23 protein-coding genes and 1 pseudogene are annotated in these 24532 nt (G+C 73.0%); 14 read left to right on the top strand and 10 right to left on the bottom strand.

What is annotated here, in order from left to right; all coding sequences use genetic code 11:
• Positions 1-3: 3 nt before the first annotated feature.
• On the top strand, positions 4-1467 hold the full coding sequence (locus IF02_RS0114235; RefSeq protein WP_234318203.1) for a hypothetical protein: 1464 nt from the start codon (positions 4-6) through the stop codon (positions 1465-1467).
• A gap of 40 nt (positions 1468-1507) precedes the next feature.
• Here IF02_RS0114235 and IF02_RS0114230 read toward each other — a convergent pair whose 3' ends face one another.
• Positions 1508-2785 carry an ABC transporter substrate-binding protein gene (locus tag IF02_RS0114230; RefSeq protein ID WP_030156840.1) on the bottom strand — a complete coding sequence of 426 codons (1278 nt, stop codon included), beginning with the start codon at positions 2783-2785 and terminating at the stop codon, positions 1508-1510.
• A gap of 196 nt (positions 2786-2981) precedes the next feature.
• Here IF02_RS0114230 and IF02_RS0114225 point away from each other — a divergent pair, with 196 nt between their 5' ends.
• Both IF02_RS0114225 and purU read left to right on the top strand, forming a co-directional pair.
• Positions 2982-3428, top strand: coding sequence for an SCO4402 family protein (locus tag IF02_RS0114225; RefSeq protein ID WP_030156839.1), 447 nt, complete (start codon positions 2982-2984; stop codon positions 3426-3428).
• Positions 3429-3456: 28 nt separating this feature from the next.
• Positions 3457-4332, top strand: a complete 876-nt coding sequence (purU, locus tag IF02_RS0114220) for a formyltetrahydrofolate deformylase (RefSeq protein WP_030156837.1) — start codon at positions 3457-3459, stop codon at positions 4330-4332.
• An 88-nt stretch (positions 4333-4420) separates the two neighbouring features.
• Here purU and IF02_RS0114215 read toward each other — a convergent pair whose 3' ends face one another.
• Positions 4421-5680: a maleylpyruvate isomerase N-terminal domain-containing protein gene (locus tag IF02_RS0114215; protein WP_030156835.1), complete on the bottom strand. Its 1260-nt coding sequence runs from the start codon at positions 5678-5680 to the stop codon at positions 4421-4423.
• A pseudogene (locus IF02_RS32400) lies at positions 5677-6255 on the bottom strand (sigma-70 family RNA polymerase sigma factor). The gene IF02_RS0114215 and the pseudogene IF02_RS32400 overlap by 4 nt, the downstream one beginning before the upstream one ends.
• A gap of 302 nt (positions 6256-6557) precedes the next feature.
• Here IF02_RS32400 and IF02_RS0114205 point away from each other — a divergent pair.
• Positions 6558-7076, top strand: coding sequence for an EF-hand domain-containing protein (locus IF02_RS0114205; RefSeq protein WP_030156834.1), 519 nt, complete (start codon positions 6558-6560; stop codon positions 7074-7076).
• Positions 7077-7180: 104 nt separating this feature from the next.
• Here IF02_RS0114205 and IF02_RS0114200 read toward each other — a convergent pair whose 3' ends face one another.
• Complete coding sequence (locus tag IF02_RS0114200) at positions 7181-8740, bottom strand: class I adenylate-forming enzyme family protein (protein WP_030156832.1); 1560 nt, start codon at positions 8738-8740, stop codon at positions 7181-7183.
• Between the two features lie 184 nt (positions 8741-8924).
• Between IF02_RS0114200 and IF02_RS0114195 the strand changes: the two genes are divergently transcribed.
• From IF02_RS0114195 to IF02_RS0114180, 4 genes are all read left to right on the top strand, one after another.
• Positions 8925-10112: an amidohydrolase family protein gene (locus IF02_RS0114195; protein WP_030156830.1), complete on the top strand. Its 1188-nt coding sequence runs from the start codon at positions 8925-8927 to the stop codon at positions 10110-10112.
• A complete protein-coding gene (locus tag IF02_RS0114190) occupies positions 10112-11275 on the top strand; it encodes an acyl-CoA dehydrogenase family protein (RefSeq protein ID WP_030156829.1) in 1164 nt (387 codons plus the stop codon). Before IF02_RS0114195 ends, IF02_RS0114190 begins: the two co-directional genes overlap by 1 nt.
• Positions 11276-11280: 5 nt before the next feature.
• Positions 11281-12228 (top strand): acyl-CoA dehydrogenase family protein, encoded by a 948-nt coding sequence (locus IF02_RS0114185; protein ID WP_030156827.1) that lies wholly within the window; start codon positions 11281-11283, stop codon positions 12226-12228.
• Between the two features lie 333 nt (positions 12229-12561).
• Positions 12562-12996: an ATP-binding protein gene (locus IF02_RS0114180; RefSeq protein WP_030156826.1), complete on the top strand. Its 435-nt coding sequence runs from the start codon at positions 12562-12564 to the stop codon at positions 12994-12996.
• 178 nt (positions 12997-13174) lie between these two features.
• On the opposite strand, the gene IF02_RS0114175 is transcribed toward IF02_RS0114180, so the two are convergent.
• Together IF02_RS0114175 and IF02_RS0114170 are read right to left on the bottom strand one after the other, a co-directional pair.
• Positions 13175-13831 (bottom strand): response regulator, encoded by a 657-nt coding sequence (locus tag IF02_RS0114175; protein ID WP_030156824.1) that lies wholly within the window; start codon positions 13829-13831, stop codon positions 13175-13177.
• Positions 13828-15021 (bottom strand): histidine kinase, encoded by a 1194-nt coding sequence (locus IF02_RS0114170; protein WP_078622089.1) that lies wholly within the window; start codon positions 15019-15021, stop codon positions 13828-13830. Before IF02_RS0114170 ends, IF02_RS0114175 begins: the two co-directional genes overlap by 4 nt.
• 149 nt (positions 15022-15170) lie before the next feature.
• Here IF02_RS0114170 and IF02_RS0114165 point away from each other — a divergent pair, with 149 nt between their 5' ends.
• Positions 15171-15761 (top strand): hypothetical protein, encoded by a 591-nt coding sequence (locus IF02_RS0114165; RefSeq protein WP_030156820.1) that lies wholly within the window; start codon positions 15171-15173, stop codon positions 15759-15761.
• 37 nt (positions 15762-15798) lie between these two features.
• Here IF02_RS0114165 and IF02_RS0114160 read toward each other — a convergent pair whose 3' ends face one another.
• Both IF02_RS0114160 and IF02_RS0114155 read right to left on the bottom strand, forming a co-directional pair.
• Positions 15799-16596, bottom strand: coding sequence for a VOC family protein (locus IF02_RS0114160; protein WP_030156819.1), 798 nt, complete (start codon positions 16594-16596; stop codon positions 15799-15801).
• Positions 16597-16694: 98 nt separating this feature from the next.
• Positions 16695-17621 carry a cyclase family protein gene (locus tag IF02_RS0114155; RefSeq protein ID WP_030156817.1) on the bottom strand — a complete coding sequence of 309 codons (927 nt, stop codon included), beginning with the start codon at positions 17619-17621 and terminating at the stop codon, positions 16695-16697.
• A 119-nt stretch (positions 17622-17740) separates the two neighbouring features.
• On the opposite strand from IF02_RS0114155, the gene IF02_RS0114150 reads away from it, so the two are divergent.
• From IF02_RS0114150 to IF02_RS0114140, 3 genes are read left to right on the top strand one after another with little or no spacing between them, the layout of a single operon-like run.
• Entirely contained in the window at positions 17741-18661 is a 921-nt protein-coding gene (locus IF02_RS0114150; protein WP_030156815.1) for an SDR family oxidoreductase, read from the top strand.
• Between the two features lie 14 nt (positions 18662-18675).
• A complete protein-coding gene (locus IF02_RS0114145; protein WP_030156814.1) occupies positions 18676-19902 on the top strand; it encodes an acyl-CoA dehydrogenase family protein in 1227 nt (408 codons plus the stop codon).
• Positions 19899-20966: a Zn-dependent alcohol dehydrogenase gene (locus IF02_RS0114140; RefSeq protein WP_030156812.1), complete on the top strand. Its 1068-nt coding sequence runs from the start codon at positions 19899-19901 to the stop codon at positions 20964-20966. Before IF02_RS0114145 ends, IF02_RS0114140 begins: the two co-directional genes overlap by 4 nt.
• Positions 20967-21024: 58 nt before the next feature.
• On the opposite strand, the gene IF02_RS0114135 is transcribed toward IF02_RS0114140, so the two are convergent.
• Positions 21025-21675, bottom strand: coding sequence for a flavin reductase family protein (locus IF02_RS0114135; protein WP_030156809.1), 651 nt, complete (start codon positions 21673-21675; stop codon positions 21025-21027).
• 139 nt (positions 21676-21814) lie between these two features.
• Here IF02_RS0114135 and IF02_RS0114130 point away from each other — a divergent pair, with 139 nt between their 5' ends.
• Positions 21815-22717: a hypothetical protein gene (locus IF02_RS0114130; protein WP_158708499.1), complete on the top strand. Its 903-nt coding sequence runs from the start codon at positions 21815-21817 to the stop codon at positions 22715-22717.
• A 139-nt stretch (positions 22718-22856) separates the two neighbouring features.
• On the top strand, positions 22857-23651 hold the full coding sequence (locus IF02_RS0114125; RefSeq protein WP_030156806.1) for a VOC family protein: 795 nt from the start codon (positions 22857-22859) through the stop codon (positions 23649-23651).
• A 15-nt stretch (positions 23652-23666) separates the two neighbouring features.
• On the opposite strand, the gene IF02_RS0114120 is transcribed toward IF02_RS0114125, so the two are convergent.
• Positions 23667-24470 (bottom strand): enoyl-CoA hydratase/isomerase family protein, encoded by an 804-nt coding sequence (locus IF02_RS0114120; RefSeq protein ID WP_030156805.1) that lies wholly within the window; start codon positions 24468-24470, stop codon positions 23667-23669.
• Between the last annotated feature and the right edge of the window lie 62 nt (positions 24471-24532).

Genomic DNA, 24532 nt, shown 5'->3' with positions numbered 1-24532 from the left:
CCGGTGACGGAGAGCGGACAGGGCGGCGGCCCGCAGGCGGGTGCGCCTTGGGGCCCCGACCCGACGTACCCGCAGCCCGCGGACGGCTACCCGCCGGCGCCGGGGCAGGGGCAGCCGTATCCGGCCCAGGCCCAGCCGGACCAGGCCCAGCCGGGCCGGCCCGCGTACGGGTATCCGCCCGCGCAGGGCCAGGCGGCGCCCGGGCACGTGGTGGGACCCGGCTACGAGGGGCCGGGGGATCCTCACGGGTACGGCTACCCGCCGCTGCCCGAGGCGGTCACCCAGTACATCCCGCCGGTCCCGGCCGGGCCCGCGCCCGATGAAGGCGCGACCCAGTACATCCCGCCGGTCCCGGCTGCGCCCGCGCATGACGAGGGCGCGACCCAGTACATCCCGCCGGTCCCGGCTGCGCCCGCGCCCGATGAAGGCGCGACCCAGTACATCCCGCCGGTCCCGGCTGCGCCCGCGCATGGCGAAGCCGCCACTCAGTACATTCCGCCCGTACCGGGTGGAACCGGGCCGGACGAGGGCGCGACCCAGTACATTCCGCCCGTACCGGGCGGGGCCGCGCACCATGAGGCCGCCACGCAGTACATCCCGCCCGTCACCGACGGGTTCGACGCGCTGTTCCGTGAGGGGGGCGGCGCCGACGCCGGGCACACGCGGCAGTTGCCGCCCGTGCAGGAGCCGGTGCTGCGCCAGCCGCCGCCGCGGGGGTATCCGCCGCGCGGGCAGCGGCCCGTACCGCCACCGCCCCAGGCCCGCCAGCCGCAGCAGATGCAGCAGCAGCCGCAGTACGCCCAGCCCCAGCCCCAGCCCCAGCCGGAGGCGACCCGGCGGGTGCCGGCCTGGGTGGTCGCCGCCCTCGTCATCGGCCTGGCCGTCGTCGGGCTCGGCGTCGGCGCGCTGCTCAGCGACGGCAAGAAGCAGAACAACGACCCCGCGGCCGCGGCCGCGACCCCCGGCGCCGGAAGCTCGGCCGCGGCGGCCGCCGAGGCGCCCGTGGACCCGGCCCGCTCCCAGGCCGTCCAGCTGGACAAGCTCCTCGCGGACAGCAACGACAGCCGCGCCGCCGTGATCCGCTCCGTGGACGACATCAAGGGCTGCCGCAACCTCGGCCAGGCGGCGTCCGACCTGCGCGACGCCGCCCGCCAGCGCGAGGAGCTCGTCACCCGCCTCCAGGACCTGAAGATGGACCAGCTCCCCGACAACGTGAAGCTGGCCGCCTCGCTCACCAAGGCCTGGCAGTCCTCCGCGGCCGCCGACAACAGCTACGCGGCCTGGGCGGACGACACCGCCGGCGACAAGAAGGGCTGCAAGGACGGGCAGGCCAAGGGCACCGGCAACGCCAGCGAGGGCAACAAGGCGAGCGGCGAGGCGACCAAGGCGAAGGAATCGGCCGCGACCCTGTGGAACGCGGTCGCGGCCAAGTACGGCCTCACCAAGCGGGACAAGTCCCAGCTGTAGTCGCACGCAGGGCGCTGCGCCGCGGCGGAACGCCGCGGCGTCACGCCGCGCGGGGCGCCTGCTCCAGGGTCTCCGTCATGTCCATCGACTGCTCGCCGCCCTGCTGGGCGACCAGCCGGCCCGACTGGACGACCTGGAAGTTGACGCGCCCGTTCACCATGCGCGGGAAGCCGGCGACGGCGCGCATGTCCTTGTAGCGCCAGCTCAGGTCCGGGGTCAGCCCGCCGGTCTTGACCGGATCCCCCTGGTTCAGCATGCGCGCCACCTTGCGCGCCGTGACGTCCTCGTCGGACTTGAACCGCTTCAGGGTCTCGCTGAGCACGGTGTACGCGATCCAGGTGGTCTGCGTCCCGCTGTCGTCCGGGTCCACGGCGTCGTTGCCGAAGGCGTGGTCGGAGATCACCTTCCGCATCGGCTCCCACAGCGCGTCCGTCGACACCGGGTACCAGCTCGCGACGTACGCGCCCTCGAAGGGGCTCTCCCTGCCGCCGGTGCGGTCGACCACGGCCTGGCTGACGCTGCCGAGGACCGAGGAGATCTGCGGGTTCTTGTGCTTGCTGTCCTCGCGCCGGAACGCGTCGAAGAACGTCTCCGTGCGCTCGCCGAGCACGGCGGTCACGCAGCCCCGGTCCTTGCCGCCGGAGGAGTCGGCCAGGGCCTCGCGGGCCTGCGCGATGTAGTCCGCGGAGTCCTCGGCGGCCCGGATGTCGTTGGCCTCGGGCGCCTTGTTGAGCTTCAGGCCGGCGTTGAGCAGGATCGGCATGGAGTCGCCCGCGAGGGTGTCCGGGCGGACGATGGCCACCTGGCTGCACGCCTTGCCCAGCTGGTGTCCGGCGCCGGCGAGGAGGACGGGCTGGCCGCCGTTGACCGGGTAGGAGAGGGTGCTCTGGAACTCCTCGGAGGAGACTCCGTACCCGCCTATGAAGGGGATGCCCTCCGCCTCCAGCGGGGCCATGAAGGCGCGTCCGTGCTGGCTGTACGAGCCGACGACCGCGACGGCCTTCTCGTTGATGGCCTTGCGGGCGCAGTCGGCGGCGCCGTTCGGGGTGTTCTTCTCGTTGCAGGTCAGTACGCGCAGTTTGTGCCCGTTGATACCGCCCTTGGAATTGACCCAGGCCTCATAGGCCTTGGCCATACCCGGCATTCCGGGCATGTTGGTCGCCTTGGTGCCCTGCGGCGCGAAGGTCATGACCGTGATGGTGTCCCCGGAGCCCCCCGAGCCCCCGGGGAGCACCCCGCATCCGGCGACGAGACAGGTGCCCATCGCCGTTGCCACCAAGGTGCGGGTCAGGGAAGAGGTGCGTCGCCATTCGGTCATGTACACGCACACTTCCTCCCCAGGGGTAACTGGAGAGTGAGATGGACACAACGCGGGGTGACGCAAAGGTGAATTGCCGGGGGTGGATTGCGCACAGGTGCTTCAAGATCGCGCAAGTCGTGAACGTAACATCGCAAGCGTGACATTCGCCCAAGGTTCGAAGAACCCTTCCCGCCGCGGTGGTCGCTCCTCCACCATGGGCGGCATGCCCCTGAACGACATGCCGTGGTGGCGCTGGCGCAGCAACGTGCGCTCGGCGCTCCACATGCTTTCCGACCCGGTCTTCCACGAGGAGACCTGGCTCGCCGGTGTCGAGGGGTACGGGGACGTCACCGACGCCGTGTACCGCCTCGTCGAGGACACGTGGCTCGACAGCTGGTCGGCCGACAAATACGTCGGCACGATATTCCGCGACGCCCAGGAGGCCACGCTCGTGGACCTCGCGGTGCTGCGGGTGCTGCGGATCCTGCACCAGGTCGGGCCCGACGCCCCCGTCTCCGCCTACCTGGAGCACCACGCCTGGCCCGAGGCGGTACGTGCCGCGCGCGAGGCGCACGTACGGCTGGCGACGGCGGACGGGGACGAACCGGACGAGCCGCCGCGGTCGCTGGAAGTGCTGCGGATCCTGACCCGCGCGGCGTGAGCCGCGGGGTGTGAAAGGCTGTGGGGTCATGAGCGACGACCCGCAGGCCCAGGCCCCCCAGCAGTACGTATTGACCCTGTCATGCCCGGACAAGCAGGGCATCGTGCACGCCGTGTCCAGTTACCTGTTCATGACCGGATGCAACATCGAGGACAGCCGGCAGTTCGGCGACCACGACACCGGCCTCTTCTTCATGCGGGTCCACTTCTCCGCCGACGCTCCGGTGACGCTCGACAAGCTGCGGGCCAGCTTCGCCGCGATCGGCGACTCCTTCCGGATGGACTGGCAGCTGCACCGCTCCGACGAGCGCATGCGGATCGTGCTGATGGTGTCGAAGTTCGGGCACTGCCTGAACGACCTGCTGTTCCGTTCCAGCATCGGCGCGCTCCCGGTCGAGATCGCGGCGGTGGTCTCGAACCACACCGACTTCGCCGAGCTGGTGCGCTCGTACGGCGTCCCCTTCCACCACATCGCGGTGACGAAGGAGACGAAGGCGGACGCGGAGGCGCAGCTGCTGGCGCTGGTCCGGGCCGAGAACGTCGAGCTCGTGGTGCTGGCCCGGTACATGCAGGTGCTGTCGGACACCCTGTGCAAGGAGCTGAGCGGGCGGATCATCAACATCCACCACTCCTTCCTGCCGAGCTTCAAGGGCGCGAAGCCGTACCACCAGGCGCACGCGCGCGGTGTGAAGCTGATCGGTGCCACCGCGCACTACGTGACGGCCGACCTGGACGAGGGCCCGATCATCGAGCAGGAGGTCGAGCGGGTGGGCCACGAGGTGACGCCGGACCAGCTGGTGGCGATCGGGCGCGACGTGGAGTGCCAGGCGCTGGCGCGGGCAGTGAAGTGGCACAGCGAGCACCGCGTGCTCCTGAACGGCACCCGCACGGTCGTCTTCGCGTAGGGGTGTCCCTCCCTCCAGGCCCCGGGGCTCCGCCGGCGTAGGCCCGGCGGCTCCGCCGGGGCGAACCGGCGGAGCCGTGCGGACACTCCTAGAGGCGACTGAGGGAGGCCGCCGCGAAGAGGACGTCGCGGATGGCCTCGCGGTCGCCGTGCTGGCCCACGGCCGCCTCCTCCGGGGAGATGTGCCCGGCGGCCAGCTGGCAGAACTCGGCGCCGTCCAGCGCGATCTGCGCCACCGTGTGCTCCGGCGACGGCTTCGCCGCCGGGGAGTCCAGGGCGATGTCCCAGCTGCCGCCGCCCGCCCCCTCGATCTCCAGGTGCAGGGTCCGCCCCGGTGCGCCCGCCGCGACCAGGCCGCGGGCCGGGGCCGCCAGGCCCGCCCGGCGCCGGTGGGCCAGCGCGCTCGGCAGCAGCCGCGCCGCCAGGTCGATCATCCGGTTCAGGTGGGGCCCGGACGGCGGGTCGTACGGGTAGTCCACCGCCTCCGCGATGTCCCACGCGTGCACCCAGCACTCGAAGGCCCGCTCCAGGAACGCGTCCCCGAGCGGCAGCGCGAACGGTCCGTAGTCCACCGACAGTTCCCCGACGCCCCGGCCCGCGAACGACACCGTCCGCAAGAGCGTGTGGCCCTGCTCCCGCCACGGCTCGCGGATCTGCCGGGTGATGGGCTGCTCGGCGGAGCTCCAGTAGTGCTCGGTGCGGCCCGTCGCGTCCGCCGGCGCCTCCGGGCCCAGCGGGTCGTCCAGGCCCAGCGCCGTCGCGACGAGCCCGTCCACCGTCAGCAGGTGCCCGATGACCCCGGCCACCGTCGTCCGGCGCGACTGCCGCCGCTCCTCCTCGAACCACTTCAGCCGTACGGGGGTCTGCCACTCCGAGTCGCCGAAGTCCCGCAGCAGCGCGTCGAGCCGCGCGGTCTCCGTGTCGTACGGGTTCGCCCACGCCGGCACCGGGATGCGGGCTGGCCGCTTGCCGAGGCAGTCCTCCAGCACCCGCGAGCGCAGCAGCGGCTTGAGGTCGAGGCTGTCCTCGGGGTGCAGCAGGCCCACGGCGTCGCGCAGCCGCAGCGCCTCCTCGGCGCACTGCGCGCACTCGGTGAGGTGGTCCTCGACCGCCTGGGTCTCCTCGGCGGAGCAGGCCGCGAGGGCCCACGCGCCGAGCAGGGACTTCAGTACGGCGTGGGTGCGCGGCGGCTGCGGCGGTCCCGGTACGGCGGGCGGCTCGGGCAGTGGCTCCGGTGCGTGCCGCGGATCGAGGTCGTCAGCGGCCCCGCGCGGACCCGGTATGCGCGCCGGACCGCCGCGGCGCTGCTCCTCGTATCCCTCGTCGGGCGGGTCTGCGGGGCCGTTCATCGGGGTGTTCCATATCCTGGCGGGCCGTATCCGGGCGGAGCGGCATCCTCCTGCGGGAGGACGTTGGCGGTCGAGAGCAGTTGGAGGCCCAGGCGCAGCCGGCGCCGGGCCTCGTCCTCGCTGATGCGGAGGTCGGCGGCGGCCTGCCGGTAGTCGCGGCGCTTGAAGTACGCGAGCTCCAGCGCGGCGCGCAGCGGCGCGGGCATGGACGTGACGATGTAGTCCGCGCGGGCGGCGGCGGTGGCACTGCGCACCTTCTGTTCGAGCTCCTCGCGCGAGCCGCGGCCGACTTCGGCCTGGCGGAGCCGGGCCACGGCCTGGCTTTGGGTGATCCGGGCGACCCAGGAGCGCATGGAGCCCTACTTGGGGTCGTACGCGTCGGGGTTCTCCCAGATGTAGCCGAACACTTCGCGGGTGATCCGGTCCGCCGCCGTCTCGTCGCCGAGGACCCGGTGCGCCAGGCTGTGCACGAGCGAGGCGAAGCGGTCGTACAGCTCTCCGAGCGCGGCGGCCTCGCCGCGGGCGAGGCGCTGCTGCATGCGGCGGTCCCAGCGAGGTGGTACGTCCTTCGGCATAACTGCCCCCAGCCGTGTGTCGACGCCTCGAATGTAGTCGCCAGAGGCGGGTTCGCGCCCGTTTTGGGAGAACGCGACCCTGGACGAGCGCTCTGCGTGATAGGCGCGGTGCGGGGTGTGAACGGTGGGGCCGGGTGCGGCACATGGGCACAGGTGTGCGCGCCCCGCCACGCTTCCCGTGCGCGGGTTCGATGCGGCCACCTGCTTGCCGACTTCGCTTAACGAGCAGGCCACGTAGGCCTTACGCTCCTGCCTTGTCTTGAACTGAACTCCACCGCACATGTGAAGGCGGAACGCCGCATATGGACAGCGCAGAATACGAGCGCAAGATCGCCGCCCGGTTTGCCACGTTCGACCAGGACGGGAACGGATACATCGACCGCGAGGACTTCAGCGCGGCCGCGAAGGCGGTGCTGGCCGAATTCGGCACCGCCGCGCGGTCGGACCGGGGCCAGGACCTCTTCGCGGGGGCCGAGGCCTTCTGGCAGGGGATGGCCGGGATCGCGGACGTCGACGGGGACCAGCGGGTGACCCGCGAGGAGTTCATCACGGGGGCGGCGAAGCGGCTGCGGGACAACCCGCAGCGGTTCGCGGAGATCGCGCGGCCGTTCCTGCACGGGGTGATCGCGGTGGCGGACGAGGACGGCCGCGGCACCACCCCGACGGCGGCGGCCCGGGTCCTGCGCGTCCTGGGCACCCCGCCCGAACTGGCCGCGCAGATCGCGACGACCCTGGACGCCGACGCCGACGGCCGCATCACGGAGGACGAGATCCTGACGGCCTTCGCCGCGTACTGCGGCGTGGAAGCCCCGGACGCGTAGCCGAAGCCGGATCCGGAGCCGGAGGGAGAGCCGGATCCGCAGCCCTGGCCCGCGGCCCCGCCGGCGCTGCGGGCCGCCAGGAGCCCCCGACCCCCCAGACCCCCCTAGGCGAAGCGCTCGCGGAGTTTGTACTTCAGGACCTTGCGGAGGGCTTCGTTGCGGGGGAGGGCTTCGACCAGTTCCAGTTGTTCCGGGAGCTTGTGGGGGGACAGGCCCTGGGCGCGGAGGTGGGCCGTCAGGTGCGGGAGGGTCAGGGGGGCCGCGCCCGGTGGCTGTTCCACGACCGCGCAGACGCGTTCGCCGCGCTCCGGGTCCGGGAGGCCGATCACGGCCACGTCGCCGATGCCCGGGAGCAGGTGCAGGAGGTCCTCGATCTCCTTCGCGGAGATGTTCTCGCCCTTGCGGATGATCACGTCCTTGCTGCGGCCCGTGAGGACGAGGTAGCCGTCCCGCGTCAGGTGGCCGAGGTCGCCGGTGATCAGGTAGCCGTCGGCGTCGAAGACCTCCGCCGGGCGGTCCTCCCGGTTCAGGTAGCCCCGGCAGACCGCCTCGCCGCGCAGCCGGACCTCGCCGTCCGTGTCCGGGGGCAGGGGCTCGCCGTCGGGCGTCGTGATGCGGATCGACATGCCGGCCGGGGGGCGGCCCTCCGTCGTGGCGAGGTGCTCCGGGGTGTCGTCCGGCGCGCCCATGGTGATCATCGGGACCTCGGTCATGCCGTAGCCGTGGGTCAGCTGGCAGCCCAGTTCGCGGACGACCGCGTGGTAGACCTCCGGGGGCTTCGGGGCGCCCCCGCCCGCGAGCAGGCGCAGGGTCGGGATGAGCCTGGACCCCGGGTCCTTGCGCTGCTCCGTCAGGAACATCGAGTAGAAGGCCGTCGAGCCGCCGGCCACCGTGACCCCGTGGCGCCGGTAGCCGGGCAGCGCGTCCGGCATCGCGAACTTCTCGAAGAGGACCGCGGGGAAGCCGTACAGGAGCAGCATCACCAGGTAGTCCGGGCCGCCTATGTGCGCGTACGGGAAGGCCATCGAGCCGACGTCCGCCGGACCCAGGTGCAGGGCGTGGGCCAGGCAGGAGCCGCCCGCGATCAGTGAGCGGTCGGTGTGCAGGACGCCCTTGGGGTCGGAGGTGGTCCCGGAGGTCCAGTAGATCCAGCGGACGGACGTGCCTTCGGACGGGGGCGGGGGGAGTACGGCGGGGTCCGCGGCCGGGAGGGAGCCGTAGGCCTCGAAGACGCCGCGCGCGCCGAGGCGCTCGGCCATCGCGGTGTGGTCGAAGCCCCGCCAGACGCCCGGGACGGCGAAGAACTCCGCCTTGGACTCGCGCAGCGCGAAGCCCACCTCGCGGTCCCGGTAGAAGGGGATCACGGGGGTCTGGACGGCCCCGATCCGGGCCAGGGCGAGGGAGAGCAGCACCGTCTCGATCCGGGTGGGCAGCTGCCAGGCGACGACGGTGCCGGGTCGTACGCCCATCCCGTACAGCCCCGCCGCGACCTGCTCGGAGCGGTCGCGGAGCTCGGCGAAGGTGAGCTTCCGGTCGTCGGCCGGGTCGTCGGCCGCCTCGATCAGCACGGTGGCGCCGGGGCTCAGCGCGGCCCGCGCCGCGACCAGCTCCCACAGGGTGGGGGAGTGGCCCAGCCGTATCGCCGTGTCCTTGGTGTCCGCCATCCCCAGCCTCCGTAACTGACGTGTCGTCAGATCCAGCGCAGAGCGTAGGGCTCCGGCGCTTGTCGGTCCAGGGGTGGCGGGGCTAGCTTGGAGGCGAAATCATTTCTGACGATCCATCAGATTCGCGCTCGGATTCACTCAGGATCCACTCAGGCACTCATCCGGCTTGCGGCGAGGGGAAACCATGGAACTGCCTCGGATCATCAGCGTCGACGACCACGTCATCGAACCCGCGCACCTCTTCGACGTCTGGCTGCCGGCCAAGTACCGCGACCGCGGGCCCAAGGCGCTCACCGCCGGGATCGGCGAGCTCCAGTACACCGGCGGCAAGTACGTGATCTCCATGGACCCCGACGGCCCGCCGACCGACTGGTGGATCTACGAGGACCTGAAGTTCCCGTACAAGCGCAACATCGCCGCCGTCGGCTTCGACCGCGACGACATGACCCTGGAGGGGATCACGCGCGAGGAGATGCGGCGCGGCTGCTGGGATCCGAAGGCGCGCCTCGCCGACATGGACCTCAACCACGTCGAGGCCTCGCTCTGCTTCCCGACCTTCCCCCGCTTCTGCGGCCAGACCTTCGCCGAGGCCCACGACAAGGAGGTCGCCCTCGCCTGCGTGCGCGCGTACAACGACTGGATGGTCGAGGAGTGGTGCGGCGACAGCGGCGGCCGGCTCATCCCGCTCTGCATCATCCCGCTCTGGGACATCGACCTCGCCGTCGCCGAGATCCGGCGCAACGCCGCCCGCGGGGTGCGCGCCGTGACCTTCTCCGAGATCCCGACGTACCTGGGGCTGCCCTCCATCCACTCCGGCTACTGGGACCCCTTCTTCGCCGTCTGCCAGGAGACGGGCACGGTCGTCAACATGCACATCGGGTCCAGTTCCCAGATGCCCGCCGCCTCGCCCGACGCGCCGCCCGCCGTCCAGGCCTCGCTCAGCTTCAACAACGCGATGGCCTCGATGATGGACTTCCTGTTCAGCGGGGTGCTGGTGAAGTTCCCGACGCTGAAGCTGGCGTACAGCGAGGGCCAGATGGGCTGGATCCCGTACGCCCTCGAACGCGCCGACGACGTCTGGCAGGAGCACCGCGCCTGGGGCGGGGTCCGCGACCTGATCCCCGAGCCGCCGTCCACGTACTACTACCGGCAGATGTTCTGCTGCTTCTTCCGCGACAAGCACGGCATCGCCTCGCTCGACGTCGTCGGCCGCGACAACGCCACCTTCGAGACCGACTACCCGCACGTGGACTCGACCTTCCCGCACACCAAGGAGGTCGCCCTCGACCACGTCAAGGGCCTCGACGAGGAGACCGTCCACAAGCTGATGCGCGGCAACGCCATCCGGATGCTCGGCCTGGACCTCGTCTGATGGATCTGACGTACACCGAGGAGGAGCGGGACTTCCGGACCCGGCTGCGCGAGTGGCTCGGCAAGACCCTGCCCGAGCTGGCCGCCAAGCCCTCCCCCGACGACTGGCCCGGCCGGCGCGCGTACGACTGCGGCTGGCAGCGCAGGCTGTACGACGCCGGGTACGCCGGCCTGCACTGGCCCGTGGACGCGGGCGGGCGCGGCGCCACCCCCACCCAGCACCTGATCTTCCTGGAGGAGACCGAGCGCGCCGGCGCCCCGTACGTAGGCGCCAACTTCGTCGGACTCCTGCACGCCGGCCCGACCATCGCCGCCGAGGGCACGGCCGCGCAGCGGGCGCGCTGGCTGCCGCCCGTACTGCGCGGGGACGAGGTGTGGTGCCAGGGGTTCAGCGAGCCCGGCGCGGGCTCCGACCTGGCCGCGCTGCGCACGCGCGCCGTGCGCGACGGCGAGGACTACGTGATCACCGGCTCGAAGATCTGGACCTCGCACGCGGAGGTCGCCGACTGGTGCGAGCTGCTCGTACGGACGGAACCCGTCAGCGCGGCGGCCCCCAAGCACCGCGGGATCTCCTGGCTGGCCCTGCCCATGGACGCGCCCGGGGTCACCGTCCGGCCGCTGCGCACCCTCGCCGGATCGACCGAGTTCGCGGAGGTGTTCCTCGACGAGGTCCGGGTGCCCGTCGCCAACCGGGTCGGGGACGAGAACGACGGCTGGCGCGTCACCATGGTCACCCTGTCCTTCGAGCGGGGGACGGCCTTCGTCGGCGAGGTCGTGGCCTGCCGCCGCACCCTGGGCGAGCTCGCGCGCACCGCGCAGGCGAACGGCCGCTGGGACGATCCGGTGCTGCGGCGCCGGCTCGGGCGGCTGTACGGGGAGTTCGGCGCGCTGTGGCGGCTCACCCAGTGGAACGTCAGCGAGTCCGAGGCCTCGGGCGGGGTGCCGGGCGTCGGCGGCTCCGTCTTCAAGCTCGCCTACTCGCACGCGCGCCAGGAGCTGTACGACACCGCCGCCGAGGTGCTGGGCGCGGACTCCCTCGCGCTGGACGGGGAATGGACCCTGGACCGGCTCTCGTCCCTCTCGTACACGATCGCGGCCGGCACCTCGCAGATCCAGCGGAACATCGTCGCCGAGCGGATCCTCGGCCTCCCGAAGGGCCGGTGAGGGCCGTGGACTTCCGGTTGACGGACGAGCAGCGCGCCCTGCGGGCCGGCGTACGGGACCTGCTGGCGGGCCGGTACGGGCGCGAGGCGCTGCGGGCCTCGGTGGACGCGGCCGGGGCCCTGGACCGGGGGCTGTGGCGGGAGCTCGGCGAGGCCGGGTTCTTCGCGCTGCGGCTCCCGGAGGCGGCGGGCGGGGTCGGGCTGGGGCTGCCCGAGGCGGTCCTCGTCTTCGAGGAGGCGGGCCGGGCGCTGCTGCCGGGGCCGCTGGTCGCCACGCACCTGGCGGCGGGGACGGTCGAGGGGGCGGCGGAGGGAAGGGCGGTGGTCACGGCGTTCGACCTGGGCGGGCTGCTGGTGGCCCACCTAGGGGAGGCCGACGCGGTGCTGGGCGCGCCGTTGCTCCCTTCGGGTGAGCCGGTGCCCTCGGCGGACCCGCTCACCCCGCTGCACCGGGTGGCTTCGCGGTCGGCTTCGCGGGCGGCCGGTGGGGAGGCGTACCGCGACGAGGGCGCGCTGCTGACGGCCGCCCTCCAGGTCGGCAGCGCACTGCGCACGGTGGAGCTGGCGGTGGGGTACGGGCGCGAGCGCGAGCAGTTCGGGCAGCCGATCGGGGCGTTCCAGGCGGTCAAGCACCTGTGCGCGCAGATGCTGGTGCGGGCGGAGGTGGCCCGTACGGCGGTCTACGCGGCGGCCGTGACGGCGGAGGCGGCGGAGGTGGCCGGGGCCAAGCTGCTGGCCGACGAGGCCGCCGTACGCAATGCCCGCGACTGCCTCCAGGTGCACGGCGGGATGGGGTTCACGTGGGAGGCGGACGTGCACCTGCACCTCAAGCGGGCCTGGGTGCGCGCCGAGCAGTGGCGGACGGCGGGGGAGGCGGAGGAGCTGTTGGCTGCGGAGCTGGCGGCTGAGCCGACAGCCGAGTCGGCGGCTGCCGCGGCGGCCGCTTCGGGGTAGCTCCCTGTCACGAAGGGCGGCGGTGCGGGGCACGGTCGGGACGGCCCGGGACGCATGTCCGATTACGGAGAGTTGATATCGGTTTGTGTCCTTGGCCCGGCTCATTGCGGCCCGGACTCCGAGGCCTGCTCCGGTACGCTCCCGGGAATGCGAGCGGCCCAGCAGCGCGAGCGACGCGCAGTATGCACCACGCCTACTCCTTCGCGCTGGAATATGCCCGAAGCGCTTGTTGTCGTGACTGTATGTCAACCATGCTGCTCCGTAAGGGGATCACGCTCGGTGATCCCATCCTGTCGCGAGGCGAAGTGTCCGCCGGTTCGGATGGTGTGAGCGGTGCAGGTGCTTCAGGTACAGCTGGAGGTAGGACCGGACCCCGCCGAGGTCGGCAGGGCCCGCCGCTGGGCGCGGTCCCGGCTGGCGGGGTCGGGCATAGGGGACGACGAACCGCTCGCCGAGACGCTGATCCTGCTGATCTCCGAGCTGGTCACCAACGCGGTCGTGCACACCGGCTGTCCGGCCGTCCTGCGGATGCTCTTCGGTGAGCCGGGCGTACGGGTCGAGGTCGCCGACGCCAGCGCCCGCGGCCCGGCCCGCCGGCAGGCCGCCGGGGACGACACGGGCGGGCGCGGGCTGGAACTGGTGGACGGACTGGCCGACCGCTGGGGCTGGCAGCGCGAGGGCGCGGGCAAACAGATCTGGTGCGAGATCGACCGCGCCGACAAGCCCGCGGACTGTCGGTCGACGTGGGAACCGCGCGTGTACCTCTAACGAGGTGTTGACGGTTCGTCAACTGTTGATCACCCTTGTACTGAGCGATTCGTCGCGAGGGGACGCCAAGGGCAGACCTTGACGAGTGCGGGTCGTGGGGTGGCGGCTGCCGTGCCGCGCTCGGGGCGCGCACGACCGGACGCCGCCACCCGCTGGTTCTCGTGGTTCTCGTGCCGCCCTACCGGGGCGGCGAGACCAGGCCCATTTCATAGGCCTTGATCACCAGTTGCACCCGGTCCCGGGCGTCCAGTTTCGTCAGCAGCCGGGCCACGTGCGATTTCGTCGTCGCCACCGTGATGAACAGGTCCTGCGCGATCTCGCCGTTCGACCGGCCCCGCCCCACCAGGGTCAGCACCTCCTGCTCCCTGCCCGTGATCGCCGGGACGCGCTCGGGGGCGGGCGCCGGGCCCGCGACGAAGTCGGCTATCAGGCGGCGCGTGACGCCCGGCGCGATGAGGGCGTCGCCCGCCGCGACCACGCGGACGGCGGCGAGGATGTCGTCCAGCGCCATGTCCTTCACGGCGAAACCGCTGGCACCGGCGCGCAGCGCACCGTACACGTGCTCGTCCTCGTCGAAGGTGGTCAGGATCAGCACGCGGGCGCCGTCGGGGCCGGCGGACGTGAGCCGGCGGGTGGCCTCGATGCCGTCCATCTCCGGCATCCGGATGTCCATCACCACCACGTCGGGGGCGAGCTCGGCGCTCATGCGGACCGCCTCGGCGCCGTTCGCGGCCTCGCCCACCACCTCCAGGTCCGGGGTGTCGGCCATCAGGACGCGCAGCCCCGAGCGGACCAGGGGCTGGTCGTCGGCGAGCAGGACGCGGATGCCGCTCATCGCTTCTCCTCGGGTTGTTGTCCGACCGGCAGGGCCGCCGCCACGCGGAAGCCGCCCCCGGGTTGCGGCCCGGCCTCGAAGCGGCCGTTCAGCAGGGCGGTGCGCTCCCGCATGCCGGTGAGGCCGAAACCGGCGCCGGGCGAGGCGCCTTCCGGGAGGCCGCGCCCGTCGTCGGTGACCTCCAGGGCCAGTTCGTCCCGCCCGTACGCGATCTCCACCCGGCAGCGGTCGGCGCGCGCGTGCCGGACCACGTTGGTCAGCGCCTCCTGCACGATGCGGAACGCGGCCAGCTCGATGTCGGAGGGCAGCGGCCGCCGCTCCCCCGACCACGCCACGTCCATCCGTACGCCCGTATCCCCCGCGGTGGCCGCGGCGAGCCGGTCGATGCCGTCCAGGCCCGGCGCGGGCGCCAGCGGCGCGGGCTCCGGTGACGCGGGTTCGCTGCGGCGCAGGGTGACCAGCGTGCGGCGCAGCCCCGCGAGGGTCTCGCGGCTGGTGGCCTCGATGGCCCGGAGCGCCTCGCGGGCCTGCGCGGGCTGCGTCTCGATGACCCGGCTGCCGACCCCGGCCTGGATGGCGATGACGCCGATGCTGTGGGCGACCATGTCGTGCAACTCGCGGGCGATGCGCAGCCGCTCGTCGGTCAGGGCCTGCTCGGTGGCCCGGGCCTGCGCCTGCGCGGCGGCCTCGCGGCCGCGCCGTACGGAGTCGCCCATCAGCCAGGCGAGGACGACGATCGGCAGCTGGCTCTGGGTGAGGACGAGGGCGGAGCCGGTCGCGGGCAGCGCGAACTGGGCGGTGAGCAGCAGCAGGACGGTGATGCCCACGGCCGGCAGGGTCACCCGGCGCGCGCGGGTGGCCGCGACCGCGCCGAGCGCCACCGCTGCGGGCAGCACCGTGGCGAGGGTGAGCGCGGGGGCGCGGCCGAGGAAGAGCACCAGGTACGTGCCGAGGAGCATCAGGGCGAGGGTGGTGAGCGGCGCCCGCCGCACCAGGAGGGCGCCGGTCAGCATGCCGGTGATCGCGAGGAGCGGCCCCACGTCGAAGATCCGGTCCCCGATGCCGAGGGGGACGCGGAACGCGAGGTTCGACAGTACGAGGGTGCCGAGCGCGGCGCCCGTCCAGAGGGCCGCGACCCGCCATCGCACGGCCGGCCGACCCCCGCCCGCCTGCCCTGATGAGGTGTCCATGGCGCGACCTTAACGGCCGCTCCGGGTACGGACATCGGCCTGCGGGATGCATCCCGCAGGGGGGTGTCGGGGCCGGTGGTAACGCGGCATTCCGCTTCGAGGACAATTGGGGACGCACTCGACGTTACTCAGCGGTAGGAGCAAGCGCGTTGAACCAGGACAGGCGTCGCCAGGCCGAGGAATTCCTCCAGCCCGACGAGCAGTTGATCGCCGTATGTGCCTGCGAACCGGGTCCGGGCGTGCCGAGCCCGCCGGAGGACCTGCTCGCGCCGCCGGAGCCGGCGGCGCTCGGCCGGCGGATCGAGGAGAAGCTCCCGCGCCCCCTCCAGCAGTTCTTCAAGTCCCGCGCGCACGACGAACGGCGGGACGACCCGGCGGCCGACCGGCGCCCGGATCCGGCGGACGGCAAGGGCATGGAGGGCGGCTGGCAGAGCGCGGCCGGCCGGTTCCTGATCGGCCGGGCCAACGCGCGGGGTTCGGCGACGGACGTCCTCGTCGTGACGGACCGGCGCTGGTTCGGCCTGACGGACGTCTCGCCGCTGTGGCAGTCGACGCCCGCGATGAAGCAGTTCTGGGAGGTGCCGCGGTCGGCGGTCACCGTCGTCCGCGCGAACGCGACGGGCCTGCACCAGAAGGGCCGTATGGACATCGAGTTCGCCGACCTCTCCTGGGTCGCCGTGGTGGCCCAGACCCCCGTCGAGGCCCCCGGCTTCGCGGCGGCCGCCGCCCGCTACCGCTGAGCCCCGGCCGCGGGGGCCGGGGCAATCGGTGGGGGGCTTAGGCGGTGGGTTCCGGTGCCGTCGCGGTGATCACCGCGAAGGTGCCGCCCTGGGGGTCGGCGAGGATCGCCATCCGGCCGGCCGCCATGTCGAACGCCGGGGCCTTGACGGTGCCGCCGGACCGGACCACGGCCGCCTGGATGTCGTCCACGCCGTCGACGTGGAAGTACGGCAGCCAGTGCGGCGGGACCTCGGCCGGCAGCGCGGCGAGGTCCATCATCCCGCCGACCGCGCGGCCGCCGACCTTGAACTCCGTGTACCCCTCGGCGCCCGGCATCTGCGACTTCTCCGTGCTGATCGGCAGCACGGAGGAGTAGAAGGCGGCGGCCGCCTCGGTGTCTCCGGTGCTCAGCTCGTTCCAGATCAGCGCGCCGTGCTCGTTGACGATGCCCGCGCCGGCGAAGGTGCCGTACTGCCAGAGGCCGACGACGGCGCCGGTCGGGTCGGTGATGACGGCCATCCGCCCGAGGTCCATGACGTCCATCGGGCCCGCCATCACGCTGCCGCCCGCGTCGGTGACCGACTTGAGGGTGGAGTCGATGCCGTCGGTGGCCAGGTACGTGGTCCACACGGTCGGCGGCATCGGGTCCGGCACCGTCCCGTCCGGGTTGGAGGCGCGCATGATCCCGGCCACCGGCTTGCCCTTGAGGGTGCAGACGGAGTAGCCGCCGGTCTCCGCCGGGCCGACCTCGCCCTGCCAGCCGAAGAGGTCGCGGTAGAAGTCGAGGGCGGCCTGCTGGTCGGGGACCATCAGGTCGATCCAGCAGGGGGTGCCGGACATGTAGGGGCCGTTCATTTCGGGCACGGATGCCTCCGGGGCTGGCGGTGAGGGGTTGGACGGCCCCTCCCTACCCCGCCCCCGGCGGCGGAATCGGGCCGTCCGGCTGAATGCGCTCAGAGGACGGCCACCGGGGCGACCGGTGTGCCCACGCCGCCGACGAAGGGCTCCGGCATGGCCGACAGCAGGAAGCCGTACCGGTTCTCTTCTGCACAGGCTGTGGACAACCTTTCGAGGTTCCAGTTCTGGCCCTGGTGCATGCCCATCTCGACCAGGTCCAGCGCGTGCACCGGCAGCCACAGGTTCTCGATCTCCGGCGGGAAGATCTCGAAGGTCAGGGTGTCGTTGGCGACGGCCGCCACGTCCCGCGCGTGGAACCACTCCGGGGTACGGACGGACAGCCCGGGCGAGGGGAAGCCGTAGCCGTGCTTGTCGCCCGCCAGGTAGACCTGGATCTGGCCGGTGCGGACCAGGACGACGTCGCCCGCCCGGACGGTGACCCCGCCGAACTCCTCCGCCTCCGCCAGGTCCTCGGGGGCCACCGCGTGGCCCCCCGGCAGCCGGTCCACGCCCTTCGCGCGCGCCACGTCCAGCAGGACGCCCCGCGAGAGGATGGGGGTGGCCTTGTCGATGCCGCTGAACTCGGCGCGCGCGTGAGCGGTGATCGTGGACGCGGGGCGGCCGTTGTAGATGCGGCCCGAGTGCGAGACGTGCGTCAGGGCGTCCCAGTGGGTGGCCGACTGGAGTCCCATCGTCACGGCGTCGTCGCTGCACGCCACCGTGCCCGGCCCGAAGAGCTCCTGGTTGATCTGCACCATCGTGTGCAGCGGGTTGACCCGCCCGGGGATCAGCCCCGCCTGCACCCCGTCCTCCTTCAGGGGGAGCGCCAGGGGGATCCGCAGACCGCTGCGGACCTCGGCGGCAGCCGCCCGCACCACCTCCGCCGTGATCAGGTTCAGGGTGCCGATCTCGTCCTCGGCGCCCCAGCGGCCCCAGTTGTTGATGCGCTTGGCGATGTCGTGGAACTCGGCGGGCAGGGTCATGGCTTCCATCAGCTCCTGGGGTGCGCTTGGGCAACTAAGGGCAACTGGGGCTTGTGCCTGGGCATCTGACTGGTCATAGAATCTAACGGACCGTCAGAAATCGCGGGAAGGGGTCGGGCGTGGGGAACTTCTTGGCCGGCAAGGTCGTGGCCGTCACCGGCGCGGGCCGGGGCATCGGGCGGGCCGTGGCGCTCGCGGCGGCCGCCGAGGGCGCCAAGGTCGTCGTCAACGACTACGGCGTCGGCATCGAGGGCGGGGAGCCGACGAGCGAGATCGCCGACGGCGTGGTGAAGGAGATCCAGGCCGCCGGCGGCGAGGCCGTCGCCGTCGCCGACGACATCTCGACCATGGCGGGCGGCCAGCGCATCGTCGACACCGCCCTCGCGCAGTTCGGCCGGATCGACGGCGTCGTGTGCGTCGCCGGCATCCTGCGCGAGCGGATGCTGTTCAACATGTCCGAGGAGGAGTGGGACCCGGTCGTCGCCACCCACCTCAAGGGCACCTTCACCGTCTTCCGCGCCGCCTCCGCCGTCATGCGCCGCCAGGGCTCCGGCACCCTCATCGGCTTCACCAGCGGCAACCACCAGGGCTCCGTCGCCCAGGCCAACTACAGCGCCGCCAAGGGCGGGATCATCTCCCTCGTCCGCTCCGCCGCGCTCGGGCTGGCCAAGTACGGGGTCACCGCCAACGCCGTGGCGCCCGTCGCCCGTACCCGGATGTCGGCCAACGTGCCCATGGAGCTCAAGGAGATCGGCGAACCCGAGGACGTCGCGGCGCTCGTGACGTACCTGCTCTCCGACAAGGCCGTCGCCGTCGGCGGCGAGAAGATCACCGGGCAGGTCTACACGATCGCCGGCCCGAAGATCGCCGTCTGGGCGCAGCCGCGCGAGCTGCGCGCCGGCTACGCCGAGGGCTCCTGGACCCCCGAGAAGATCGCCGACTTCCTGCCCGGGACGGTGGGCACCGACCCGATGCCGATGCTCGCGCAGCTGGAGGCCATGGCCAAGGCGGCGGCCGCCAAGGACCGCCCCAACGCGTAGGGAGCCCGGACGACATGGACTTCAGCTTCGGGGCCGGGGACGAGGAGCTGCGCGCCCGCGCCCGCGCATGGCTCACCGGGCACCTGGTGGGCCCCTACGCGGACGCCCTCGGCCTCGGCGGGCCCGGCAGCGAGCACGAGGGGGTCGAAGCCCGGCGCGCGTGGGAGCGCGAGCTGGGCCGGGGCGGCTGGATCGGCCAGGGCTGGGAGCTGCCGTCCGGGGCGTACGGGCAGCAGCGGCTCTCGCTGACCGGCCAGGTCGTCTGGGCCGAGGAGTACGCGGCGCTGCGCGCCCCCGGCCGGGTCGGCCACATCGGCGAGAACCTCCTCGCGCCGACCCTGATCGCGTACGGGTCCCGGGAGCAGCGGGACCGCTTCCTGCCCGGCATCGCGCGCGGCGAGGAGCTGTGGTGCCAGGGGTACAGCGAGCCGGGAGCCGGCTCGGACCTCGCGGGGATCCGTACGACGGCGGTACGGGAACCCCGTCCCGGAACCGGCGGGCCGCTGCGGGTCACCGGGCAGAAGATCTGGACCTCGCTGGCCCGGGACGCCGACTGGTGCTTCGTCCTGGCCCGGACCGAGCCCGGCTCGCGGCGCCACCGCGGGCTGTCGTTCCTGCTCGTACGGATGGACCAGCCGGGGCGGGTCGAGGTCCGGCCGATCCGCCAGATGTCGGGGACGAGCGAGTTCAACGAGGTGTTCTTCGACGGGGCGGTGGCGGAGGAGGTCGTCGGCGGGGAGGGCAACGGCTGGACCGTGGCCATGGGGCTGCTCGCCCTGGAACGCGGGGTCTCGACGCTCGTCCAGCAGATCGGGTTCGCGGCGGAGCTGGAGCGGGTGGTGGCGGCGTACGTGGCCTCGGGGTCCTCGGGGGGCTCGGGCGCCGGGGATCCCGTGCTGCGCGAACGCCTCGTACGGCAGTGGGCGGAGCTGCGCACGATGCGCTGGAACGCCCTGCGGACCCTCGGCTCCACCGACGACCCGGGCGCGCCGAGCGTGGCCAAGCTGCTGTGGGGAGGCTGGCACCGGAGGCTCGGCGAGCTGGCGGTGGCGGTCCGCGGAGCCGGGGCCTCGGCCGGGCCGGCCCACTGGGCGCCGGGGACCCCGTACGAACTCGGACTCGACGAGGAGCAGCGCCTGTTCCTGTTCACCCGCGCCGACACGATCTACGGCGGCTCGGACGAGATCCAGCGGAACATCATCGCCGAGCGCGTGCTCGGCCTGCCTAAGGAGTCCAGGTGAGAGGCGTCGTGTTCGACGGCAAGCAGGTCCAGGTGGTCGAGGATCTGGAGATCCGCGATCCGGGGCCGGGGGAGGTGCTGGTCGCGATCGCGGCGGCCGGGCTGTGCCACAGCGACCTGTCGGTGATCGACGGGACGATACCGTTCCCGCCGCCGGTGGTCCTGGGGCACGAGGGCGCGGGGGTGGTGGAGTTGGTCGGGTCGGGTGTGACGCACGTGGCGCCGGGCGATCACGTCTCCCTGTCCACCCTCGCGAACTGCGGGGCCTGCGCGGACTGCGACCGGGGCCGGCCGACCATGTGCCGCAAGGCGATCGGGATGCCGGGGCAGCCGTTCTCGCGGGGCGGGAAGCCGCTGTTCCAGTTCGCGTCCAACTCGGCCTTCGCCGAGCGGACCATCGTCAAGGCCGTCCAGGCGGTGAAGATCCCGGACGACATCCCGCTGACGTCGGCGGCGCTCATCGGCTGCGGCGTCCTGACCGGCGTGGGGGCCGTACTGAACCGGGCCCGGGTCGACCACGGCGAGTCGGTGGTCGTCATCGGCACGGGCGGCATCGGGCTGAACGTGATCCAGGGCGCGCGGATCGCGGGCGCGGGCGCCATCGTGGCGGTGGATGCGAACCCGGCGAAGGAGGCCGTGGCCCGGCAGTTCGGGGCCACGCACTTCATCGACGCGTCGGCCGTCCCCGACTCCTCGGCGGCGGTCCGCGAGATCCTCCCGACGGGCGCGGACCACGCCTTCGAGTGCGTGGGCAACGTCAAGCTGATCCGCCAGGCCGTCGACCTGCTGGACCGGCACGGGCAGGCGATCCTGCTCGGGGTCCCGGGGTTCAAGGAGGAGGCGTCGTTCACGGTCTCGTCCATGTACCTGGACAAGACCATCATGGGCTGCCGGTACGGCTCCTCCCGCCCCCAGCGGGACATCGCCCTGTACGCGGAGCTCTACCGGCAGGGCAGGCTGCTGCTCGACGAACTCGTCACGGAGACTTACCCGATCGAGGACTTCGCGAAGGCCGTGGACGACGCCCGGCACGGGCGGGTGGCGCGGGGCGTGCTCACGTTCTGACCGGTCCGGCCGCCTTGGCGGCTGAACCGGCCGTGCGGCCTGCGGCCGTGGGGCCGGTTCAGTCGGCGAGGCCGGCGGGGTCGGCGGGGTCGGCCAGGCGGCCGAAGCGGCCCTTGTGGAAGAGGAGCGGGCCGTCCTCCCCGGCGGCGCCCATGGCCTCGACCCGGCCGACCACGATCAGGTGGTCCCCGCCGGTGTGCACGGCGTGGATGCGGCAGTCGATCCAGGCGGGCACGGCGTCGAGCTGCGGTGACCCGGTCACGGGGGCGGGGGTGTGCGCGACCCCGGCGAACTTGTCGGCGCCGCTGACGGCGAAGGCCCGGCACAGCCCGCCCTGCTCGGCGCCCAGGATGTTGACGCAGAACACCCCGGCGCGGGCGATCCGCGGCCAGGTGGTCGACGTACGGGCCACCATGAACGTGACCAGCGGCGGGTCGAGCGACAGCGAAGCGAAGGACTGGCAGGCGAATCCGGCCGGGCCGTCCTCGCCCTCCCCGGCCGGGGAGGTGATGACGGTGACCCCGCTGGCGAAGTTCCCGAGCACGGCCCGGAACTCGGCGGGGCTGACGGGTGCACGCTCGTCGTCGCCGACGGCCCGCAGATCGGGGCGCGGCAGCGCGTCGACGTGGCCGGCGTCCGGGTCCTGCTCCGACGGGGCGGAGGTGGGGGAGCCGACTGACCTGAGGTATCGGACGACGGTGGCCGCCATCCCTGCGTGTCCCATCACACCGCCGATTGAAGCTGACGGATCGTCAGATAGGAAGGGGTGCGGGCGGGTGACTCGGAAAAGGGGAGGGTGTATCGTCCTCATCGATTGAACATGTTCAATTGTTGTGGGGGTGGGGGTCATGGCGTTGCCAGAGGTGCACGCGGGGCCGGCCGTGCGGGGCGGGAGGTGGTCGCGCCTGGCGACCGGGTCGGAGCTGGCCTTCATGGCGCAGTGCGTCGTGGCCGGAGCGGTCTTCCTCGCCACCTCCGGCATGCGCGACGACCACGGCATCGGCATCGACCCCGGTGTCTTCGGCGCGATTCCCGCGCTGCTCGTCGCGGTGGTCCTGGCGGCGTACCTGCACCGGGTGCTGTTCGTGCTGCCGGTGATGGCGCTGACGCGGGCCCTGGGAAGCCGGTGGTGGGCGGCGCTCTGGGCCGCCGCGATCGCCGCGGCCTACGCCGGGTGGGCCAGTGCGGGCTGGGACCTGCCGTACGGCTGGACGGCGCTGTGGATCGCGGGCCCTGGGGTGCTCCCGGTGGTGGCCGCCTCGTACGCGCACCACCGGTCGCTGGGGTGGACCGGGATGGCGGCCAAGGTCGGCGCCGTCACCGGGATCGCCCTGCTCCTCTGCGCGGTCGGCGCGTTCCTCCAGGAGCGGACCGGCTTCGGGGCGTACGAGCCGCCCCGGCTGGAGCGGGAGCAGTACGTCGGGCAGTGGATCGGCGACGGGGGCGCGCGACGGCTGCGGCTGGGGGCGAACGGCGAGGCGGTGGCCGATGGCATGCGGCTGGCCGATCCGAACGCCGCGGTGTGGGACGCGTGCTCGGGGACCGGGACGTGGACGTACGAGCCGCGGCCCGAGCGCGGCCGGCCGGGGTCCGGCGGGGTGCGGGACCGGGTCACGCTCACGATCGAGGGCTGTGGCCGCCTGGACGCCTTGCAGGTGGCCGGCACGGCCGAACGGCCCGAGCTGTTCTGCGTCCTCGGGGATCCGGACGACCTCCACCCGCGGTACGCCGTCACCCTGCACCGCGTGTAGCGCGGGCCGGGCGGAGCTGCGCCCTTTCGCCCGTACGGGTGAATCCATCGCCCCGCCGGGACCCGTACGGCGGACAGCCCCGCGGGAGGTGGGCATCGTGGCCCCCGGCCCGATCCACCCGTCCCCCAGGAGGACTCCCATGCTCGGCACCGACTTCCGTCTCGGATCGCCCGTCTGGCTCGACCTCGGCAGCCCCGACACCGACGGCGCCGCCGCGTTCTACAGCGCCGTCTTCGGCTGGCAGTTCATCTCGGCCGGGCCCGACGCCGGCGGGTACGGGTTCTTCCAGGTGGACGGGAAGACCGTCGCCGCGCTCGGGCCGCTCACCGAGGAGGGCGCGCGTTCCGCCTGGATGATCCACTTCAAGGCCGACGACATCCAGGACACCGTCTCGGCCGTGAAGGCCGGCGGCGGGGAGATCCGCACGGAGCCCATGGACGTCATGGGCGAGGGCTGGCTCGCGCAGGCCACCGACCCGCAGGGCGCCGAGTTCGCGCTCTGGCAGCCCGGGAAGACCGCCGGGCTGGGGCTGGTCTCCGAGGAGAACGCCCTGGTGTGGGCGGAGCTGCACGTACCCGACCCGGCCGCGGCCATCACCTTCTACAACGGCGTCTTCGGCTGGCGCAGCCAGGACATGGAGGCGCCCGGGATGACCTACCGCGTGCTGAGCCTGAAGGACGGCGACCAGCAGCAGACCTCGTTCGGCGGGATCGCGCCGATGGGCGACGGCGCGGGCGGCGACGGGGTCGAGAAGCCGCGCTGGGTGCCGTACTTCAACGTCGCGGACGTCGACGCCACCGTCGCCGCCGCGAGCGGGAACGGCGGGTCGGTGCTCATGCAGGCGGCGGACGTGCCCGACGTCGGCCGGATCGCGTGGGCGGCCGACCCGTCCGGCGCCGTGTTCGCCCTGCTGAAGCCGAACCCCATGATGTGAGCCGCCGGTTGGCGGCTACCGCCCGAGGTACTTGGGCGAGCGGCGTTCCACGAAGCTCGCCACGCCCTCGTTCGCGTCGGCGGTGGTCATGTTGATCTCCTGTGCGGTGGCCTCGGCGGCCAGCGCGGCCGCCCGGCCGCCGTCCAGGGAGGCGTTGACCAGCTGCTTGGTCAGGGCGAGGGCGCGGGTCGGGCCCTGCGCGAGGCGCTCCGCCCACTCCCGGGCGGTGGCCTCCAACTCCTCGCCCGGGACCACCCGGTTGACCAGGCCGAGCCGCTCGGCCTCGGCCGCCGGGACGGCGTCGCCGAAGAACATCAGCTCCTTGGCCTTCTGCGGGCCGACGAGGCGCGGGAGCAGGTACGCGCCGCCGCCGTCGGGGACCAGGCCGCGGCGTACGAACACCTCGATGAAGCGGGCCGATTCGGCGGCGATGACGAGGTCGCAGGCGAGGGCGAGGTGGGCGCCGATGCCGGCGGCCGTGCCGTTGACGGCGGCGAGGACCGGCTTCTCGCAGTCGAGCACCGCGGTGATCAGGCGCTGCGCGCCGAGCCGGATCATGCGGGCGACGTCGCCGGCGATGCGCTCGCCGCCGGCGCCGCCGCCCGTAGAGGGTGAGCCGCGCAGGTCGGCGCCCGCGCAGAAGCCCTTGCCGGTGGCGGTGACGACGACGGCCCGCACGCCGGGGTCGGCGGAGGCCTCGCCGAGCAGCCCGATGACGCGCTCGCGCTGGTCCCAGGTGACCGCGTTCATGGCCTCCGGCCGGTTGAGGGTGATCCAGGAGACGCCGCTCTCGATGCGGTGCAGGACTTCTTCGGTCATGGGCCGGACTCCCCTTCGGGGTGGGGTGGTGGGCGGGTGCGGGTGGCCGCTGCGGGGAGAGG

Source organism: Streptomyces sp. NRRL S-244, assembly GCF_000717915.1.
Taxonomy (GTDB): Bacteria; Actinomycetota; Actinomycetes; order Streptomycetales; family Streptomycetaceae; genus Streptomyces.
Note: the sequence above shows the minus strand (reverse complement) of the source record. Positions and strands in the feature narration are given on the sequence as shown.

Coding starts and splice junctions, on each gene's coding strand:
- IF02_RS0114205 (WP_030156834.1), top strand. CDS start 6,558: ATGGACAGCGCAGAATACGAGCGCAAGATCGCCGCCCGGTTTGCCACG.
- IF02_RS0114215 (WP_030156835.1), bottom strand. CDS start 5,680: ATGAACGGCCCCGCAGACCCGCCCGACGAGGGATACGAGGAGCAGCGC.
- IF02_RS0114190 (WP_030156829.1), top strand. CDS start 10,112: ATGGATCTGACGTACACCGAGGAGGAGCGGGACTTCCGGACCCGGCTG.
- IF02_RS0114135 (WP_030156809.1), bottom strand. CDS start 21,675: ATGGCGGCCACCGTCGTCCGATACCTCAGGTCAGTCGGCTCCCCCACC.
- IF02_RS0114125 (WP_030156806.1), top strand. CDS start 22,857: ATGCTCGGCACCGACTTCCGTCTCGGATCGCCCGTCTGGCTCGACCTC.
- IF02_RS0114230 (WP_030156840.1), bottom strand. CDS start 2,785: ATGACCGAATGGCGACGCACCTCTTCCCTGACCCGCACCTTGGTGGCA.
- IF02_RS0114225 (WP_030156839.1), top strand. CDS start 2,982: ATGGGCGGCATGCCCCTGAACGACATGCCGTGGTGGCGCTGGCGCAGC.
- IF02_RS0114145 (WP_030156814.1), top strand. CDS start 18,676: ATGGACTTCAGCTTCGGGGCCGGGGACGAGGAGCTGCGCGCCCGCGCC.
- IF02_RS0114160 (WP_030156819.1), bottom strand. CDS start 16,596: ATGAACGGCCCCTACATGTCCGGCACCCCCTGCTGGATCGACCTGATG.
- IF02_RS0114170 (WP_078622089.1), bottom strand. CDS start 15,021: ATGGACACCTCATCAGGGCAGGCGGGCGGGGGTCGGCCGGCCGTGCGA.
- IF02_RS0114175 (WP_030156824.1), bottom strand. CDS start 13,831: ATGAGCGGCATCCGCGTCCTGCTCGCCGACGACCAGCCCCTGGTCCGC.
- purU (WP_030156837.1), top strand. CDS start 3,457: ATGAGCGACGACCCGCAGGCCCAGGCCCCCCAGCAGTACGTATTGACC.
- IF02_RS0114130 (WP_158708499.1), top strand. CDS start 21,815: ATGGCGTTGCCAGAGGTGCACGCGGGGCCGGCCGTGCGGGGCGGGAGG.
- IF02_RS0114200 (WP_030156832.1), bottom strand. CDS start 8,740: ATGGCGGACACCAAGGACACGGCGATACGGCTGGGCCACTCCCCCACC.
- IF02_RS0114120 (WP_030156805.1), bottom strand. CDS start 24,470: ATGACCGAAGAAGTCCTGCACCGCATCGAGAGCGGCGTCTCCTGGATC.
- IF02_RS0114155 (WP_030156817.1), bottom strand. CDS start 17,621: ATGACCCTGCCCGCCGAGTTCCACGACATCGCCAAGCGCATCAACAAC.
- IF02_RS0114195 (WP_030156830.1), top strand. CDS start 8,925: ATGGAACTGCCTCGGATCATCAGCGTCGACGACCACGTCATCGAACCC.